This window comes from Microbacterium amylolyticum (genome assembly GCF_011046975.1).
In the GTDB taxonomy this organism is placed as follows: Bacteria; Actinomycetota; Actinomycetes; order Actinomycetales; family Microbacteriaceae; genus Microbacterium; species Microbacterium amylolyticum.
This window is the reverse complement of record NZ_CP049253.1, coordinates 379688-395481: the sequence shown is the minus strand read 5'-3', so window position 1 is coordinate 395481 and position 15794 is coordinate 379688. Positions and strand designations below refer to the sequence as shown.

The 15794-nt window shown below is 63.5% G+C and carries 20 protein-coding genes; 9 read left to right on the top strand and 11 right to left on the bottom strand.

Features of this window, described 5'->3' with window-relative positions; genetic code table 11:
• Nucleotides 1-3: 3 nt before the first annotated feature.
• From G6N81_RS02070 to G6N81_RS02060, 3 genes are read right to left on the bottom strand one after another with little or no spacing between them, the layout of a single operon-like run.
• Nucleotides 4-360: a DUF6176 family protein gene (locus G6N81_RS02070; protein ID WP_165132419.1), complete on the bottom strand. Its 357-nt coding sequence runs from the start codon at nucleotides 358-360 to the stop codon at nucleotides 4-6.
• 9 nt (nucleotides 361-369) lie between these two features.
• Entirely contained in the window at nucleotides 370-801 is a 432-nt protein-coding gene (locus G6N81_RS02065) for a GNAT family N-acetyltransferase (RefSeq protein ID WP_241245026.1), read from the bottom strand.
• Between the two features lie 22 nt (nucleotides 802-823).
• Nucleotides 824-1306: a DUF2087 domain-containing protein gene (locus G6N81_RS02060; RefSeq protein WP_165132417.1), complete on the bottom strand. Its 483-nt coding sequence runs from the start codon at nucleotides 1304-1306 to the stop codon at nucleotides 824-826.
• Between the two features lie 72 nt (nucleotides 1307-1378).
• On the opposite strand from G6N81_RS02060, the gene G6N81_RS02055 reads away from it, so the two are divergent.
• Nucleotides 1379-1876, top strand: coding sequence for a GNAT family N-acetyltransferase (locus G6N81_RS02055; RefSeq protein ID WP_165132415.1), 498 nt, complete (start codon nucleotides 1379-1381; stop codon nucleotides 1874-1876).
• Between the two features lie 9 nt (nucleotides 1877-1885).
• Here G6N81_RS02055 and G6N81_RS02050 read toward each other — a convergent pair whose 3' ends face one another.
• Nucleotides 1886-2692, bottom strand: coding sequence for a helix-turn-helix transcriptional regulator (locus G6N81_RS02050; protein WP_165132413.1), 807 nt, complete (start codon nucleotides 2690-2692; stop codon nucleotides 1886-1888).
• 99 nt (nucleotides 2693-2791) lie between these two features.
• On the opposite strand from G6N81_RS02050, the gene hxlB reads away from it, so the two are divergent.
• The 6 genes from hxlB to G6N81_RS02015 all read left to right on the top strand — a co-directional run bounded on the left by hxlB (nucleotide 2792) and on the right by G6N81_RS02015 (nucleotide 7132).
• Entirely contained in the window at nucleotides 2792-3370 is a 579-nt protein-coding gene (hxlB, locus tag G6N81_RS02045) for a 6-phospho-3-hexuloisomerase (protein ID WP_165132410.1), read from the top strand.
• 31 nt (nucleotides 3371-3401) lie between these two features.
• Nucleotides 3402-4028, top strand: a complete 627-nt coding sequence (hxlA, locus tag G6N81_RS02040) for a 3-hexulose-6-phosphate synthase (protein WP_165132407.1) — start codon at nucleotides 3402-3404, stop codon at nucleotides 4026-4028.
• A gap of 256 nt (nucleotides 4029-4284) precedes the next feature.
• Nucleotides 4285-4464 carry a hypothetical protein gene (locus G6N81_RS02035; protein ID WP_165132404.1) on the top strand — a complete coding sequence of 60 codons (180 nt, stop codon included), beginning with the start codon at nucleotides 4285-4287 and terminating at the stop codon, nucleotides 4462-4464.
• Between the two features lie 181 nt (nucleotides 4465-4645).
• On the top strand, nucleotides 4646-5293 hold the full coding sequence (locus G6N81_RS02030; protein WP_165132401.1) for a class I SAM-dependent methyltransferase: 648 nt from the start codon (nucleotides 4646-4648) through the stop codon (nucleotides 5291-5293).
• A gap of 294 nt (nucleotides 5294-5587) precedes the next feature.
• Nucleotides 5588-6043: a GNAT family N-acetyltransferase gene (locus G6N81_RS02020; protein WP_165137585.1), complete on the top strand. Its 456-nt coding sequence runs from the start codon at nucleotides 5588-5590 to the stop codon at nucleotides 6041-6043.
• A 57-nt stretch (nucleotides 6044-6100) separates the two neighbouring features.
• On the top strand, nucleotides 6101-7132 hold the full coding sequence (locus G6N81_RS02015; protein WP_165132395.1) for an alpha/beta hydrolase: 1032 nt from the start codon (nucleotides 6101-6103) through the stop codon (nucleotides 7130-7132).
• Between the two features lie 30 nt (nucleotides 7133-7162).
• Here G6N81_RS02015 and G6N81_RS02010 read toward each other — a convergent pair whose 3' ends face one another.
• From G6N81_RS02010 to G6N81_RS02000, 3 genes are all read right to left on the bottom strand, one after another.
• Nucleotides 7163-8125, bottom strand: coding sequence for an NAD-dependent epimerase/dehydratase family protein (locus tag G6N81_RS02010; RefSeq protein ID WP_165132392.1), 963 nt, complete (start codon nucleotides 8123-8125; stop codon nucleotides 7163-7165).
• A 77-nt stretch (nucleotides 8126-8202) separates the two neighbouring features.
• Nucleotides 8203-8868: an SDR family oxidoreductase gene (locus G6N81_RS02005; RefSeq protein WP_165132389.1), complete on the bottom strand. Its 666-nt coding sequence runs from the start codon at nucleotides 8866-8868 to the stop codon at nucleotides 8203-8205.
• A 31-nt stretch (nucleotides 8869-8899) separates the two neighbouring features.
• On the bottom strand, nucleotides 8900-9313 hold the full coding sequence (locus tag G6N81_RS02000; protein ID WP_165132386.1) for a VOC family protein: 414 nt from the start codon (nucleotides 9311-9313) through the stop codon (nucleotides 8900-8902).
• A 76-nt stretch (nucleotides 9314-9389) separates the two neighbouring features.
• Here G6N81_RS02000 and G6N81_RS01995 point away from each other — a divergent pair, with 76 nt between their 5' ends.
• Nucleotides 9390-9965, top strand: a complete 576-nt coding sequence (locus G6N81_RS01995; protein ID WP_165132383.1) for a TetR/AcrR family transcriptional regulator — start codon at nucleotides 9390-9392, stop codon at nucleotides 9963-9965.
• A gap of 48 nt (nucleotides 9966-10013) precedes the next feature.
• Here the strand turns inward: G6N81_RS01995 and G6N81_RS01990 are convergent, their stop codons facing one another.
• The 3 genes from G6N81_RS01990 to G6N81_RS01975 all read right to left on the bottom strand — a co-directional run bounded on the left by G6N81_RS01990 (nucleotide 10014) and on the right by G6N81_RS01975 (nucleotide 13870).
• Nucleotides 10014-10472: a MepB family protein gene (locus G6N81_RS01990; protein WP_165132380.1), complete on the bottom strand. Its 459-nt coding sequence runs from the start codon at nucleotides 10470-10472 to the stop codon at nucleotides 10014-10016.
• 292 nt (nucleotides 10473-10764) lie between these two features.
• On the bottom strand, nucleotides 10765-11346 hold the full coding sequence (locus G6N81_RS12660; RefSeq protein WP_241245025.1) for an epoxide hydrolase N-terminal domain-containing protein: 582 nt from the start codon (nucleotides 11344-11346) through the stop codon (nucleotides 10765-10767).
• Nucleotides 11347-11506: 160 nt separating this feature from the next.
• Nucleotides 11507-13870 (bottom strand): ATP-binding cassette domain-containing protein, encoded by a 2364-nt coding sequence (locus G6N81_RS01975; protein ID WP_165132377.1) that lies wholly within the window; start codon nucleotides 13868-13870, stop codon nucleotides 11507-11509.
• 88 nt (nucleotides 13871-13958) lie between these two features.
• Between G6N81_RS01975 and G6N81_RS01970 the strand changes: the two genes are divergently transcribed.
• Entirely contained in the window at nucleotides 13959-14882 is a 924-nt protein-coding gene (locus tag G6N81_RS01970) for an AEC family transporter (RefSeq protein ID WP_165132374.1), read from the top strand.
• 30 nt (nucleotides 14883-14912) lie between these two features.
• On the opposite strand, the gene G6N81_RS01965 is transcribed toward G6N81_RS01970, so the two are convergent.
• Nucleotides 14913-15683 carry an SDR family oxidoreductase gene (locus G6N81_RS01965; protein ID WP_165132371.1) on the bottom strand — a complete coding sequence of 257 codons (771 nt, stop codon included), beginning with the start codon at nucleotides 15681-15683 and terminating at the stop codon, nucleotides 14913-14915.
• Nucleotides 15684-15794: the final 111 nt, after the last annotated feature.

Genomic DNA, 15794 nt, shown 5'->3' with positions numbered 1-15794 from the left:
ATCTCAGGGGAGGGGCCGCATCGCCCGCTCGATACGCGTCGGCAGCATCGTGATCAACGGTGTGAGATCCGTCGGCGGGTGGTCGGGGTCGATGCAGCGTTGCCAATACTCGACATGCTTCTGATCAATCCAGTGAGATGAGTGGCGCACATCCTGCGCTTCCTCTTCTCCTTGGACGGAGTACCAGTAGAGGTAGTCGACTCCATCAATCTCTTCGCAAAAGATTGTCTCGACGTACATCTGTTCCGGCTCGAGGGTCTCCAGCACGGCCTCGTAATTCTCCTGCAGGAAGGCCATCCACTCGTCAACGACGGCGCGGGTGCCGGGCAGAACGCGGAACCGGGTGAGCTCAACTCGCATGGAAACCCCTCAGAGAGCCTTGACGAAGTGGTGAGCCTGGATACTCATTCGTTCCCGGAGATAGAAACGGTGAGCATCAAAGCGCTGAACGCCGGAGTCGAGATCGAGAACGTGACACTGCGCCTGGCGCGCGCGCTGTTCGATGTCATCGAGCAACAGCGCGCCGACGCCACGCGACCGGGTTGAGGCTGCGGTGACGAGGTCATCGACGTAGGCCTTTCGCACCGCGCTCGTGTTGGCGATGACACGCCATCCCGCCACGCCAACGCAGGTGTCGCCGTCGAAGGCGCCGATAAACGCGAGTCCTTGTGGCGCAGCCTCGATCAGGATGTCGTCGAGAACGGAACGTGAAAGATGCGGACGCAGCTCCTGAAGAACCGGGAGCGCGACGCCCCACAGGTCGGAGTCGGCGGGAAGATCAACGATGCGCAGGTCATTCACCCGTACGAATCTACCCCGTGCGTCAGATGCGCCAATACTCGGACCCGGTGCGTGTGCGATCGATAAACCGGTAGTCCACGAGGTAGCGGCGTAAGAGCGGAACATCGTCCGTGATGGACGAGATTCGCTCGCCCAGCGTTCGTTCGTCAATTCGCTCACCGGACGGCAACACGCGGTCGGCGATGAGCTCGAGAAGAGCGATTCTGTCGGCCTCGGTACGGGGGAAACGCAGCAAACGGCCGTCCTCGTCGAGAAACCGTGCGGGGCCATCAACGATCACGCGCGGCGGCGTCTGGACGGCCGCGAGGAGATCGCGGAAGGGCTGCGCCGACGCGGCATCCTCATGCAAAAGCCCCGCCGCGGCGAGCGCCTCCGTGGCGCGCTTCCGCTTCGATGGGGAGAGCGTGACCATGGCCGGGTCTCCCAGCACATGCGCCGCATAGAGCGCGCGGGATGCGTCATTGGCGAGAGCGGCGAAAACAGCCCGGGCGTCAATCAAACTCATCAGGGAAGTCTCGCATGTAGCCGTTACCAGCGGACCGCAACCTGACGACGTGGTGTCGTCTAGGGTTACCGTATGCCTGGTGAGTTCACGATCCGTCCGCCGCGCCGTGACGAGGCCGATGCGATCGCTGCGGTGCAGGTGCGCGGGTGGGAACAGACATACACCGATGTGCTTCCCGTGGGATACCTCGATGAGAGCCATCGCGCGATGCGCCGCCGAATGTGGAACACGATTCTGAGCGATCCGAATCCCGCGCATATCGTTCGTATCGCCGAGGTCAATGGCGTGATGACCGGGGTGGCTATGGCCGGGAGCGCCGGCGAGGATGCGCCGCGAGGTCGAGCGCTGTTTCTCCTGTATCTGCTCGCCGAACATCACGGTTCCGGGGCGGGCCAGGCGCTGCTTGATGCCGTGCTCGGAGCAGAGCCCGCCATGCTCTGGGTGGCGAAAACGAACCCGCGAGCGATCGCCTTCTATGGCAAGAACGGATTCGTGTTCGACGGCGCCGAACAACGCGACGCGGACATGCCGTTGCTCATCGAGGCGCGCATGGTGCGGGACGGTATGTGACGCCTGTCGCTAGCTGAACAGCGCGGCCAATTCGGCTCGATTTCGTGTCCCCGTGCGACGGAGCAACTTCGAGACATGGAACTTAACGGTGTGCGGGCTGATATTCAGCTGTCCAGCGATCTCGCTATTGCGGGATCCCGTGACGAGGTGGCCAAGAATCTCGCGCTCACGGTCGGTGAGATCGGCGTCAATCGCTGGCGCGTGCTGTGGCGGATCAAGAGGAATCGCAATATCGATCTCTGACCCCCAGCCCGGTGTTGAGTCCACGGCTAAGGTGCCATCGAGATGCGTGACGTGTTCGGCGATGGGGCGCAGAACATCGTCGTGGGCGGTAAGTTCCCCCGTTCCGTCATCGCGCAAACCGATGAGCAGGTTCAGACCATCGCAGTCCCAATGGATGCGCACGCGCTTCGCCTCCGCGGCATCGACGAACGCCAGAACGGCGTTGCGGACGATTGCGCGGGCCGCGTGTGCGACGTCCCCCGGCAGGGCGCGCCCGTTCGCGGGAGGCTCGACGAACTGAACGTCGAGCTCACCGAAGCGGACAAGCGGGCCGAGGTCGCTTTTGAGGCGGGCGAACGCCCCCATCACGGGCTCGAGCGCATCGGTTGTGCGCTCATCGGAGTCGGTACGCAGGGCAACGAGGGATCGTGAGGCGATATCGATGGCGGCGTCCCGTGCCGCGCGGTCGCCGAGTCGCGGCGACCGTAACGCGGCCAGAAGAGACTCCAGCGTGACCGCGTGTCGATCAGCCTGCGATCGCAGGGCGCGTTCACGCAACGCGTTCTCGGTTCGGGAGGTCGTGGCGTCCGGCATACCAGCAGGCTAGCCCCTGCTAGTCCGCTAGCCGAATGGCTAGTCAGACGCGACGATTGGGCGAGCGCAGAGTCTCGTTCGGCGCGAGAGTCTCATACCGTGACATCTCTTCGCGCGGCAACGCATACCTCCCTGTCCCTCGTCGGTGACGAGCTCCGCTCCGTCATCGATCTTCTGGCCTCCGGAGAGGATGACGCTCTCGACGAATTCGCCGACGCCGTTGCCGGCGCTTCGCGGGTGTTCCTGATGGGAGCGGGGCGCTCCGGGATTGCGCTGCGGATGACCGCGATGCGGTTGATGCACCTGGGGCTCGTCGTCCACGTCGTGGGGGAGACGACCACCCCGGCGATCGGCGCAGGAGATCTCCTGATCGTCGCAAGCGGGTCCGGCACCACCGGAAGCGTTGTCCGGGCCGCGACAACGGCGCACGCCGTCGGGGCGACGGTCTGCGCGATTACAACGGCCTCGGATTCGCCCCTGGTCGCAGTTGCGCGCGTGGTCGTCCAGGTGCCGGCAGCGGCCAAGCTCGACCGATCAGAGCAGGCGTCTGCGCAATACGCGGGTTCGCTTTTCGAACAGGCCGTGGTCGTCATCGGCGACGCGCTGTTTGACGCGCTCTGGCGCGCGGGCCAGCAGTCGGCCGACGAGCTGTGGCCGCGTCACGCGAATCTCGAATGACTTTTTCACCAACACCAACGACAGGAACACGATGAAGATCCAGTTTGCTATCGACACCCTCACCACCGAGCACGCCCTTGACCTTGCGGCTCAGGCAGCTCCGCACGTTGACATTCTTGAGCTGGGCACACCGCTCATCAAGAGTGCGGGGCTGTCCGTCATCACCGCAATGAAAGCCGCCCACCCCGACAAGATCGTCTTTGCCGATCTGAAGACGATGGACGCCGGCGAGCTCGAAGCTGACATCGCGTTCGAAGCAGGCGCAGACCTCGTGACGGTCCTCGGTGGCGCGGACGATTCGACGATCGCCGGAGCGGTTGTTGCCGCCAACAAGCACGGCAAGGGCATCGTCGTCGACCTGATCGGTGTCACAGACAAGGCAGCCCGCGCCAAAGAGGTTGTCGAACTCGGCGCCGACTTCGTGGAAATGCACGCCGGTCTCGACGAGCAGGCGCAGCCGGGCTACTCCCTGGACTACCTGCTTGAGGCCGGGACGGCGTCGGGCGTTCCCTTCTCGGTTGCCGGCGGCGTGAAAGAGGCGACCATCGGCGCCGTGCGCGACGCCGGAGCACAGGTTGCCGTTGCCGGCGGCGCCATCTACGGCGCAGTTGACGTGGCAAAGGCAGCCGAACAGCTGCGGGCCGCCGCGAACCGATAACTCCTCTGGAGGTGGGAGTGGGGCGGTTACGACGACGCCCCGCTCCACTCGGAGGATTCGGAGGCCGCCACGCGATCGAAATCGTGCGTGTTGGTGGCAGCGATGTAGGCGTCGAGCGCCGACTGCGGAGAAGTCAAAAACACGCGCGACTCCATACCGCGGTGCGTGCCGTTCCGTGTGGGGCTCTGAACAGCACAGCTCGGCGTAGAGGAAAACGGCACTGTTGCCGACGGTAACGGGTCCCTAGCCTGGAGGCATGGACGTAGCGCGGCTCGCCTTCCTTGACCGCCACATCCAGGACGGAACGATCCCCGGTGCCGTTGCGAGCTACGGGAGGACGCTCGATCCGGTTGCCCGGGGCGCGGCGGATTCGGGCGGAGCACCCATCCGGACGGACGCGATCTTCCGCGTTCAGTCCATGACGAAGCCGATGTGACGGATACAGCGCCGGCGATACGCTCCATCACGCTTCGGCACATGCTGACAAACCAGACCGGGTACGGCGTCATCGTGTCCGATTCTCCGTTGCGTCACGCGTTCCGCGAGGCGGGCGTGGAGCCAGGAAACGAATCCGTTGATCGCTCGGCGGATGACCGAGCCTGCCGGGTCTGGATTCTATGTCGGGCCAGCTCCGTTCGACGAGAGTCACTCGGAGTTGGTCTCCACGATCAGCGACTACTTCAATTTCGTCGCTGCGCTCATCGGCGGCGGGCTTCTGTCTTCCGAGCTCCGCGATCAGATGTGCTCCGATCAGATCTCCGCCGATCACCGACTGGGCCAACTCGACTACCGGTCTCATCGTCGACGCGGGCTGCGGCCCCGGCCATTGGAGCGACTACCTTCGTGCGGACGATCGCCGTGTCATTGGCATTGATGGTTCGACGCGCTTCATCAACGCCGCTTGCGCGCGTTTTCCCGAGACTGAGTTCCGCCTCGGGGACCTTCGAGAGCTTCCGTGTGATGCCGGAGAGGTCGATGCACTCTTGTCCTGGTATTCGATTATCCATTTCGATCCGCACGATGTCGGCGGTGTCATCGCTGAGTTTGCCCGAGTGATGCGGCCGGGCGGCTCGCTCTTACTGGGGTACTTCGAGGGCCCGGCGGGGGAGGACTTCAGCCACGCTGTGTCGAGGGCCTACCGCTGGGATTTTTCTTCCCTGAAGGTCGTTCTGAACGAGCATGGCTTTGTCGTCGTGCACAACGATTCTCGGCATGATCCCTGGTCCCGACCCCACGGTGAAATCATCGCGTCTCGGCAGCCCTAACGCTCTGATGGCTTCAGCGACCGTGCGAGTCACCGCGCAGACCAACACCCAAATCCGCGGCCTACGATGTGGACATGGGGTCGGGAAAGAAGTCGAAGCGGACAAAGCCCAAGAAGACCTGTTGCAAGTCGAAGCCGCGCTGTAAGCGGTGTCCGATTCGTATGCTCGCTGAGGGGCGCCTCGACCCGAAAGACGCCAAGAAGCTGTTCGAGAAATCACGCAACCGGAAACAGGCGAAGAAGGCGCATCTCGAGATTCCGGGCGAGTAGTTCCCGGTAATCTCGATCTGTGTTGATGATCTCCCGCGCAGATTTCGCCGATCCCCAGCTCCGGGTTTTCCTTGAGGCGCATCTTGCCGATTTGGAACCGACGGCACCGCCGGAAAGTCAGCACGCTCTTGATTTTGAGGCGCTCCAGCGCCCGGGGGTACGGCTCTGGGTAGCAGCCGATGATGGTGTGATCGTCGGAACGGCGGCGCTGAGCGTCCTGGACGACCATCACGACGAGCTCAAGAGCATGCGCACGGAGCCCGCATGTCGGGGGACGGGGATCGCCTCCCAGCTCCTTGAACACGCGACGGGTGATGCGCGCTCACGCAACGTGGCCCGGGTTTCGCTGGAAACCGGAAGCGATGGGTTCTTTGCTCCGGCACGACGCTTCTATGCGCGGCACGGATTCTCGGAGTGCGCCCCGTTTGGTGCGTACCGTCCGGATCCGAACAGTGTCTTCATGACGCGCGTGCTCGCATAGGCACAAGGTGAGCGAAGATCCCGCGGCACGAACGTTGCCGCGCATAGGCTGGATGCCGTGAACGCATCGTCCTCGCGAGAATGGCGTCCTGACGTTCTGGGTGACGGCTTTGAGCAGCTGACGCTTGATCTTGGCCAAGACGAGGAAGGAACAGTTGTCGCCACGCTCGTCCGGTCGGTTCCTCCGGCGCGCTCCTGGGTGAAAAGGTTTTTCCGCCAAGGTATCCCCTCGCTGTCAGACGTGGACGTTCTCTACGTGCACGGGTGGTCGGATTACTTCTTTCAAAAGCGCCTCGCCCGTGTCTTCACCGATCGCGGCGCGCGGTTTTATGCCCTTGATCTTCGTAAGTGCGGCCGTAGTCTGCGCGACGGCCAGACATACGGCTACGTTGCCGACCTCAAGACGTACGACGAGGACATCGCCGCGGCGATCGAAGCGATCACTGAACCGGCGGCCGATGCTCCTCGCGGCCCGCGACGCCTCGTGCTATTGGGGCACTCGACAGGCGGGCTCATCCTGAGTCTGTGGGCGGATCGCCACCCCGGCGCGGCCACAGCGCTCATCCTGAACAGTCCCTGGCTCGAGTTCCAACTTCCTCGACAGCAGCGCGAGACGATCGCCCCCATCGTCGATCTGCGTGCTCGACGACGCCCGCTCGACCGTGCGCCTCAGGTGGACCTCGGCTTCTACGCCCGCGCCCAGCGCGAGGCGGAGGACCCGGATGATCTTGCGGAGATCAACCTCGATTGGCGTCCCGAACAGTCGATGCCGATTCACGCGGGGTGGTTGCACGCCATCCTCGAGGGTCACGCGCGGGTGGCAGATGGCCTGTCGATTGATGCGCCCGTGTGCGTCCTGCTGTCAGCTCGGTCGGCTTCGCCGCTGCGGTGGTCCGAAGAGCTGACCCGCACGGATTCTGTTCTCGTCGTTGACGACATCGCGCGCGCCGCTTTGAATCTCGGGCCGGTTGTCACCATTGTTCGCATCGACGGCGCCCTGCACGACGTTTTCCTCTCCCGACACGACGCACGCGAGGTCGCATATTGGCGGTTGGGGCGATGGATCGATACGGAGCTCGGTACGCGTTAGCCGGCGGTGTCGCGCATGCCGGCGCCTGCGTTATCGCGGTGCGCCGAGCACCGCGGCTTCCTCGTCCGGGGTAAGACCGGAGCGCCGCTGCCGGAAAAGACCGCGGGAGAATTCATCTTCGCGTACGCGTGCGATGGTGTCGGCTAGGGGGCGGAGCGTTCCTCCGGCTGCCCGAAACGCCGACCCGTCTCGCCGCGCAAACGCTGTGTCCTCCCGCGGAAGCCACAGCGGCAGGGAGCGGGGGCCCGCCCAGTAGTTGACGCCGGCAGCTCTCAGCGCCTCATCGTTGACGGCGACCAGTTCGAGATCCGACGCTGATGCTGTTTTCAGGTGGTCGATCACGTCGCGGAACGGATAGGCCTCACCAACGGCGTTAAAGAATCCTGTGGTTCCCGCCGCGGCTGCTGCAGCGATCCATGCGGCGAGGTCGGCAACGTCGATCACCTGCACGTATCGACCGTCCGTTTCCGGAACGAGCACAGGCCCGCTCCGCCCGAACCGCGCTGGCCAGTATCCGAAACGATCGCTGGGGTCACCGGGGCCAACAATCAGTCCCGGCCGCGCCACCAGAAGGCGGTCGCTCAGAGCCAAAGCGCTTGCCTGTTCGGCCGCAACCTTGGCAGCGGGATACTCTCCGAGATCATCACAACTGACCAGGGCAGCGGACTCATCAGCACCGGGCTCGTCGTTTCGTGCATAGACGGACACGGATGACACCAGGGTCCAATGCCGCGCCAGCGGTGCGAGCGCGTCCAGGGCAGGGCGCACGAGCGCAGGATCACTGGCGAGCTCGATGACCTCGTCCCAGTTATCAAGAACAGTGTCGTACGCGGACAGCTCGCGTCGATCAGCCCGTACATGGCGAGCCCCGTCGGGTACCGTGCCCGACTCACCGCGTGCGAGGCACGTAACATCGGCGCCCTCCGCGAGGGCTGCGCGCACGATCTCCGCGCCGAGCCAACCTGTTCCGCCCAGCACCAGAATGCGTGTCATGGGGCCAGTCAACCGTGAAGCAGAGCGTTGAGCGAAGAGTGTTCGCGCAACGCGCAGAACCTCCATCAGGATCGTCGCTAGTACCGCGCGGAGAAGCCTCCGTCGGCGTGAAGGAGTTGCCCCGAGACCCATCGTCCTTCTTCTGAGACGAGGAAGGACACGAACGCCGCGATGTCAGTCGGTGTTCCGAGCCGCCCGAGCGGGTGCACAGGCGTTAGGGTCTCGCGAAGCTCCTGATTCATCCAGCCGGTGTCGATTGGCCCGGGGTTGAGAACGTTCGCGGAGATTCCGCGAGGACCGAGTTCCCGCGCAGCGGAGATGACGAGACGATCGAGGGCGCCTTGGGAAGCGCCATAAGGCAGGTTGCCGGTGGTGTGGTCGCTTGTCAGCGCAACGATCGAGCCTCCGGTCGCGGGCGCTTGTCGGGCGAACGCCGCGATCAGAAGCAGTGATGCACGCGCGTTGATGGTGACGTGACGGTCGAAGCTCTCCGCCGTTGTGTCGAGAATTCCCGATTCGATGTCGTGAGCGTGGCTGAGAACCAGCGCCTCGATGGGACCGTGTTCCGCAGATACGTCAGCGATGAGTCGCTCCGGACCCTCGCGTGTCTCAAGGTCGCAAGAGACGTCTGCGCCCGCGATGTCGCTCGTGACGACGTCCCACCCGTCGTCACGAAGCCGCGGAACGATCCCCGCGGCGATGCTGTTTGCGCGCGCCGCGCCGGTGATGAGTGCAAGGGGCATGGGGTCGAGCGTATGCCACGCCCTCCGTCAGCTACCGCGATTCCGCGCCGTCGGCATATGCAGCGGCAAATTCCGGCGAGGGCTCGATGGGCTGGATGATGTCAATGAGAACGCCCTCCGGCCCTTCTATGATCGCGTGCCGCTGTCCGAAAGGCTCATCGCGCAGCGGCAGGACGAACCGGACGTCGTTCGGGAGCTCCGCGATGACGGTGTCCGCGTCGGTCACTTCGACATTGATGATCACACCAGCCGGGCTCGCGCCGAACCCCTGGGGGGCCGTCGCGTGGGAACGGTCGAGGATCGCGAGCTCAGCGGCTCCAAGGCGGAGGCTAACGTACCAGTCGCTGGAGAACGTCGTTTCGAATCCCAAGACGCGCTGGTAATACGCGCTTGTTGCTGCGACGTCGTCGCTCATCAGAACGGGGTAGAAGCTCGTTACGTGCATGATCGAGTCCTTTACATTCAGTGTGTATGTATCTGAGAGGTAGAATACATACACACCGCATGTAAAGGAAGCCCTGATGCCTAGAGCTACAGCCGCCGAAGCCGCGGCAACCGCACACCGTATCCGCGACGTGGCCATCACGGCGTTCGCACACCACGGGTTTGCGGGTGTTTCCGTTGAAGACATCGCCCAGGCAGCCGGGGTGACCCGCGGCGCGGTTTATCACCATTTCTCCTCGAAGCAGGGGCTGTTCGCCGCCGTAGTTGAAGAGCTGCACCGCTGCGTCGCCGATGCCATCGTGACCGTGGCGGACGCCGCGGGGGAGAGCCCCTGGGATCAGCTCGTTGCCGGGAGCCATGCATTTATTGACGCGATCACCGAAGGTGATGCCGCACGGGTACTTCTTCTCGAAGCGCCAGCCGCGATCGGCTGGGCTCAGTGGCGCGCGCTCGACGATGCGGCGTCCGGCGTGCAACTTCGCGATGCCCTCGCGAACTGCGGCCTGTCCGGGGATGAGGCGGCGGCGCTAGCCCCGCAGCTCTCCGGTGCCATGAACGAAGCAGCACTCTGGATCATTGAGCGTGGCGGCGACTCGGCCTCGCGGCGCAGCGCTCACGCCGCTCTTGACCGGCTGCTCGCTTCAGTCCGCTGACGATGCGGGGAAGGGGTGCGGTGGTGTCGGAGTGGTCGCGCGACAGCATCACGGGCGCGGCGAACCGCCCTGAACCCCCAGCTCTTGAAAGGCCAGCGCCTGAGCGCGTTGAGTCGCCGTTGCCGCAGCGTTGAGATCTTCGCACCATGTCGGATACACCCGGAACCCTCGCTTACCCGGTCGTTTTCCGGAGGTGATGCGGAGGTCGGCGAGGTGCCGACCTGTGAATCGAAAGACGCCGCGGCGGTCCTGACGATTGACGAAGACCAGCAGACCGGCGGCCTGATCGTCCTCCGCGAACGGCGCCGTCACGCCATCTGCGTCACGCCGCCAGAAGGCGACGAACGCCCCCGGCTTGCTCGGCGTGTTTCGCGCAGTTCGAATGTGCCAATCTTCGCCACCGATCTGGGCGATGCCCGCCTCATAATCGGTGTTCTGTTCCTCGGGGGTCACCGCGACGTTCAACCCCACCTCGGCTGCGTAGGCGGTAAACGCTCTGAACTGCACAGTGTCACGCTATCTCAGCCGTGAGGACGGAGCGACGAAGGAATACTCATCGCAATCACCCTCATGTCGAGAGCGCCTGCCGCCAAACGGTGACGTTGTTTCGCACGTAGGCGGTAACGCTCTGCCAGTGGGCGCCGTGGCCGCTTGTGTACATCGTTGCCCATGGTTCATTACCTGTGCGATGAGAATCGGAGAGCAACTGATGCATCGCAGCTGTACGCTCGGCAAGCGCATCAGGGAGCCGCTCCCGCAGCTCGATATTTGCGCCGTATCCGTCGACCAAAGCGCGCAATCACACAGCGGCGATGTCGGGGTTTTCAGACGCATCGTTCAGCGTGAATGATTGCGCGGCGTATGCGAGGTCCCATATTCGGCTACTGGGACCGGCGCTGTCCCAGTCGATAAATACCCAGCGATCGCCCAAGACCAGGTTCCACGGTGCCAGGTCGTTGTGGCAGAAGAGGTCGACATGCGGCGCCGGGATGAGCACGTCATCATCGTTACCGCCGCTGAGGGGGACATTCACACTGGCGTCATGGATCTCGCGAATCATCCTGCCAACGCGGGCTAGCGCCGCGTGATCCAACTGCGGAGCGTCGATCGCGATATCGCCGTCGCGGCAGACGTAGTGCAACGGTCCGCTGACGCTGGTGTAGAAGCTGTGCTGCTCACGGTTGAGTGCACGTTCGTACTGGCGCCAGTCGTATCGCTCGATCCACCGCCTCCGGAGTCGCTCAAGAACGCGTGTAGGGATGCCGCGGGACCAGTCGGGCCCAGGCGTCTGGTCCGGCAGGACCGCCTCGTGAAGCCGGCGGGCGAGTCGGTCGAGGTCGGAGTCCGGGACGTTGAAGAAGTGCTCAGGTCGTGTGCTCACGTTCTCAGATCGGTCGACGCGTGTGTGGTGCGGAGGAGAGTGATCACGATGGCCGAAACGGTCCCACAGTAATCAAGAGCTGACATAATGTGCATTATCGGCTAATCCTGATATCGCTGCGAAGGGCGCGCGAGCACCTCATTTGCTCAGCAATGACCGCTCAGACCGCATACTCCGCAAGATGCTCGCCGGTGAGCGTTGACCGGGCCGCCACGAGGTCTGCTGGCCTGCCTTCGAATACCACTCGGCCACCCGACTGGCCTGCGCCCGGGCCCATGTCGATGATCCAGTCGGCGTGAGCCATCACCGCCTGATGGTGTTCAATCGCCACGACGGTCGCACCGGAATCAACCAGACGATCCAACATCGACAGCATGTTCTCGACGTCGGCCAGGTGCAGCCCCGTTGTCGGCTCGTCGAGCACGTACACGTCGGCACCCTCTGCCATTTGTGCTGCGAGTTTCAGGCGCTGGCGTTCACCGCCGGACAGCGTCGTGAGAGTCTGTCCGAGGCTGATGTAGCCGAGACCGACGTCCACCAGTCGAGCGAGGATTTTTCCGGCGGGCGGAACTCGTGCTTCTGCGCTGGCGAAGAACTCTTGTGCATCAGAAATGGAGAGTTCCAGGACATCCGCGATGGACCTCTCCCCCAGAGTATATTGCAGGACATCCGCGAGAAAACGTCGACCTCCGCAGTCCTCGCATGGCGTTGTGACACCCTGCATAAAACCGAGATCGGTTGTTACCTGCCCGTTTCCTTTGCAGGTGGGGCAGGCTCCCTCGCTGTTCGCGCTGAACAGGGCCGGCTTCACCCCGTGCTTCTTTGCAAAGGCCTTGCGGATCGGTTCCAACAGCCCTGTGTAGGTCGCAGGGTTCGACCTGATCGAGCCCTTGATCGGGCTCTGATCAACGAAGACAACGCCCTTGCGGTTCGCGAGACCTTCAGCCACAAGGGAGCTCTTTCCGGAACCCGCGACGCCCGTCAGCGCCACGAGAACTCCGGTCGGCACGTCGACGTTCACACCCCGCAGGTTGTTGCTTGCGGCACCGCGAATCTCAATCGCTCCCGTCGGTCTCCGAACCAAATCTTTGACCCGCGCCCTGTCCCCCAGATGGCGTCCCGTAACCGTGCCGGAGCTGCGCAATTCCTCCACGGTGCCGGTGAAGCAGATATCGCCGCCCGCTCGTCCGGCGCCGGGCCCCACGTCGACAATGTGGTCCGCGATGGCGATCGTCTCCGGCTTGTGCTCGACAACGAGAACCGTATTTCCCTTATCGCGCAACTGTCGCAACAGATCGTTCATGTTCGGCACGTCATGCGGGTGAAGACCAGCGGTGGGTTCATCGAAAACGTACGTCACATCCGTCAACGGCGAGCCGAGGTGCTTGATCATCTTCAGACGCTGCGCCTCTCCCCCGCTCAGCGTGCCCGACGCCCGGTCAAGCGACAGATAGCCGAGCCCGATGTCGACAAACGACCGCAGCAAGTCCTCCAGAGCACCGGTGAGCGGCGCCACGCCGGGATCGTCGACGCTGTGCACCCATTCGAGCAGGTCCGTGATCTGCATCGAACAGCACTGTGCAATGTTCACCCCCGCGACGCGCGCGCGACGTGCGGGTTCGGCAAGACGCGTTCCCTCACATGCCGGACACGGTTGAAAGGTGACGGCGCGATCGACGAATGCCCGAATGTGAGACTGCATCGCCTCGCGGTCCTTCGACAACATCGACTTCCGGATCTGCGGAACGAGACCCATGTAGGTCATGTTCGTTCCGCCGATCTTGACCTTCGCCGATTCCTTGTAGAGGAAGTCGTTGAGCTCGTCGTCCGTGAACTCCCCCACGGGCTTATCCGCATCGAAGAATCCAGACTCGGCGTAAAAACGCACAGTCCACCCGCCAACCTTGTAACCCGGCACGAGGATCGCACCATCGTTGATCGAAAGCGACGCGTCATACAGCTGAGTCAGGTCGAGATCACTCACGCGGCCCGTTCCCTCGCACCCCGCGCACATCCCGCCCAGAACGCTGTACTCGGCGCGCTCACGCGTGGTGTTTTGGCCGCGCTGCACCTCGATCGCCCCCTTTGCGGTGACTGACGGGGTGTTGAAGGAGAACGCGTTGGGGGGACCAATCTGCGGCTCGCCAATTCTGCTGAAAAGCGTGCGCAACATCGCTCCCGCATCGCTCGCCGTCCCGACCGTCGAGCGAATGTTCGCCGCGAGGCGATCTTGTGAAACCACGATCGCCGTTGTCAGTCCCTCCAGCAGATCGACGTCGGGTCGCGACGACGACGGCATGAAGCCCTGGAGAAAAGCGCTATAGGTCTCGTTGATCATCCGCTGCGATTCATTCGCAATCGTCTCGAACGCGAGTGAACTCTTTCCCGACCCGGACACACCCGTGAAAACCGTGATGCGACGCTTCGGCAGATCGACGTCAACACCGCGCAGATTGTTCTCGCGGGCCCCGCGAACACGGATCACGTCGTGCGTATCCGCCGGATGGATTACTCCAGGATTCATGGACCTGATCGTCCCATATGGAGGGCTCAGCAAGACACCTCGAGAATAGAGTGTTCCTGATGATCACCGTGACCAGATACCAGCGCGCATGATCGGCGTGCTCACGGGGTTCGCCGTCGTTGGCGTCGCCATCACGATCGGCTATGTCATTGGCCGCATTGGCCTTCTCGGCGACAACGGTGGGGCCGTGCTCGGACGCCTCGCGTTCTTCGTACTGAACCCGTTTCTGCTCTTCGTCGTTCTCAGCGAAGCAGACGTCGCAAGCCTATTCTCCGCGCTCCTTCCCGCATCGGCCGTCACCGCTGCCGTGATCTTTCTCATCTACGGGCTGACCGCAAAACTGCTCTGGCGGCGGTCGTGGGGTGACACGCTGATGGGGGCGCTTTCGTCGGGCCAGGTGAACGGAAACAACGTCGGTATCCCGATCTCCACGTATGTCCTCGGGAGCGCCGCATACGCCGCGCCGGTTGTTCTTCTGCAGCAGCTCGTCTTCACCCCCATCTCGCTCGCCATCCTCGACGGGATCTCGAGCGGAGAGACACGGTGGTGGCGCGCGCTCGGCCGCGGGTTCCGCAACCCTCTCGTGATCGGATCGATCACGGGCGTAGCTGTGTCGATCTCCGGCGTCGAGCTGCCGGCCATCGTGATGGAACCGATCGCGTTCATCGCCCATGCCGCTGTGCCGATCATCCTGATCAGCTTCGGTATGTCACTCACGGGACAGCGTGCGCTCACGACCCGGGGCACCCGGCGCGATGTGATTCTGGCCACGACGCTGAAAACGTTCGTTATGCCGGTAGCGGCATACGTCGTTGGCCGGTTCATTTTCGGCCTTGATGGACACGCCCTGCTCGTCGTCGTTGTCCTTGGCGCGCTCCCCACCGCCCAGAACATTTTCAACTATGCGCAGCGCTACGGCATCGGATACACGCTCTCTCGGGACGCCGTGTTCCTCACGACGTTCCTGTGCGTGCCTGTTCTGTTTGTCGCAGTTGTTCTGCTGGGTACGTGAGCGGGGGCGCCATGGCCCCCGCTCACGGTGTTAGCTGACGCCGTTGAAGCTTGAGGTATCGCCGACAATCCGCTCGTTGTTGGCGGGAATCGGCTCGTGCGCCGCACTGGCGATCTCGGCCGCAAACTCCGCAACGTTGAGCAGCTTTCCTGCCTGCTCACGACGCGTTTCAATTGCACCGGGGTTGGAACGCTCGAGAAGCGTCGCCGTAATCGTGCCCTCGATCATGTCTCCGGAAACGACGACGAGGTCGATGCCCTTCTCGGCGAGCTCCGGGATGCGTTCCCGAAGAGCGTCTTCCCCGGCGCGCTTCGAGAGTGCGACAGGCTCGTACTCCGGCATCGTCGGCGTCGTCCGGATGAAGTGCGCCTGGTGACTCGTCACGAACACCACGCGGGTGCCGGGGCCCAGCAGCGGAAGCGCAGCGTCCAGCACACCCACCTGAGCGTCACGGTTGAGACGCATGGCGTAGTCCTCGCCCATGTTCTGTTCCATGCCGCCCGAGGCGTTCAGAACGAGCACGTCCAGCCCGCCGAAAACGTCCTTCACGGCGCCCATCATTGAGGCCACGGACTCCGCATCGGTGAGATCCGTGCCGACAACGAGCGTCTGCGCGCCGTGCTTCTCGTGAACCTCACGCGCAAGCTTCTCCGCCCGGGGAGCCTTGTTCCGGAAGTTGATGACAACGTTCGCTCCGGCAGCGGCCAGGTAGCGAACAGTGTCCGCTCCGACACCGCGCGATGAGCCGGTGACGAGAACGGTCTTGCCGTTGAACGAACCGGCGGGAAGAGGCTCAGACACTTTCGGGACTCCTGAAGTCGTGCTGGGGTGTCCGGCATTGCCGAACAGGGTCGCCGCAACTTTACCCGGGGTAGCCGGCTCCATCCTGCACCTCGCCGGAGCGGTGATAGT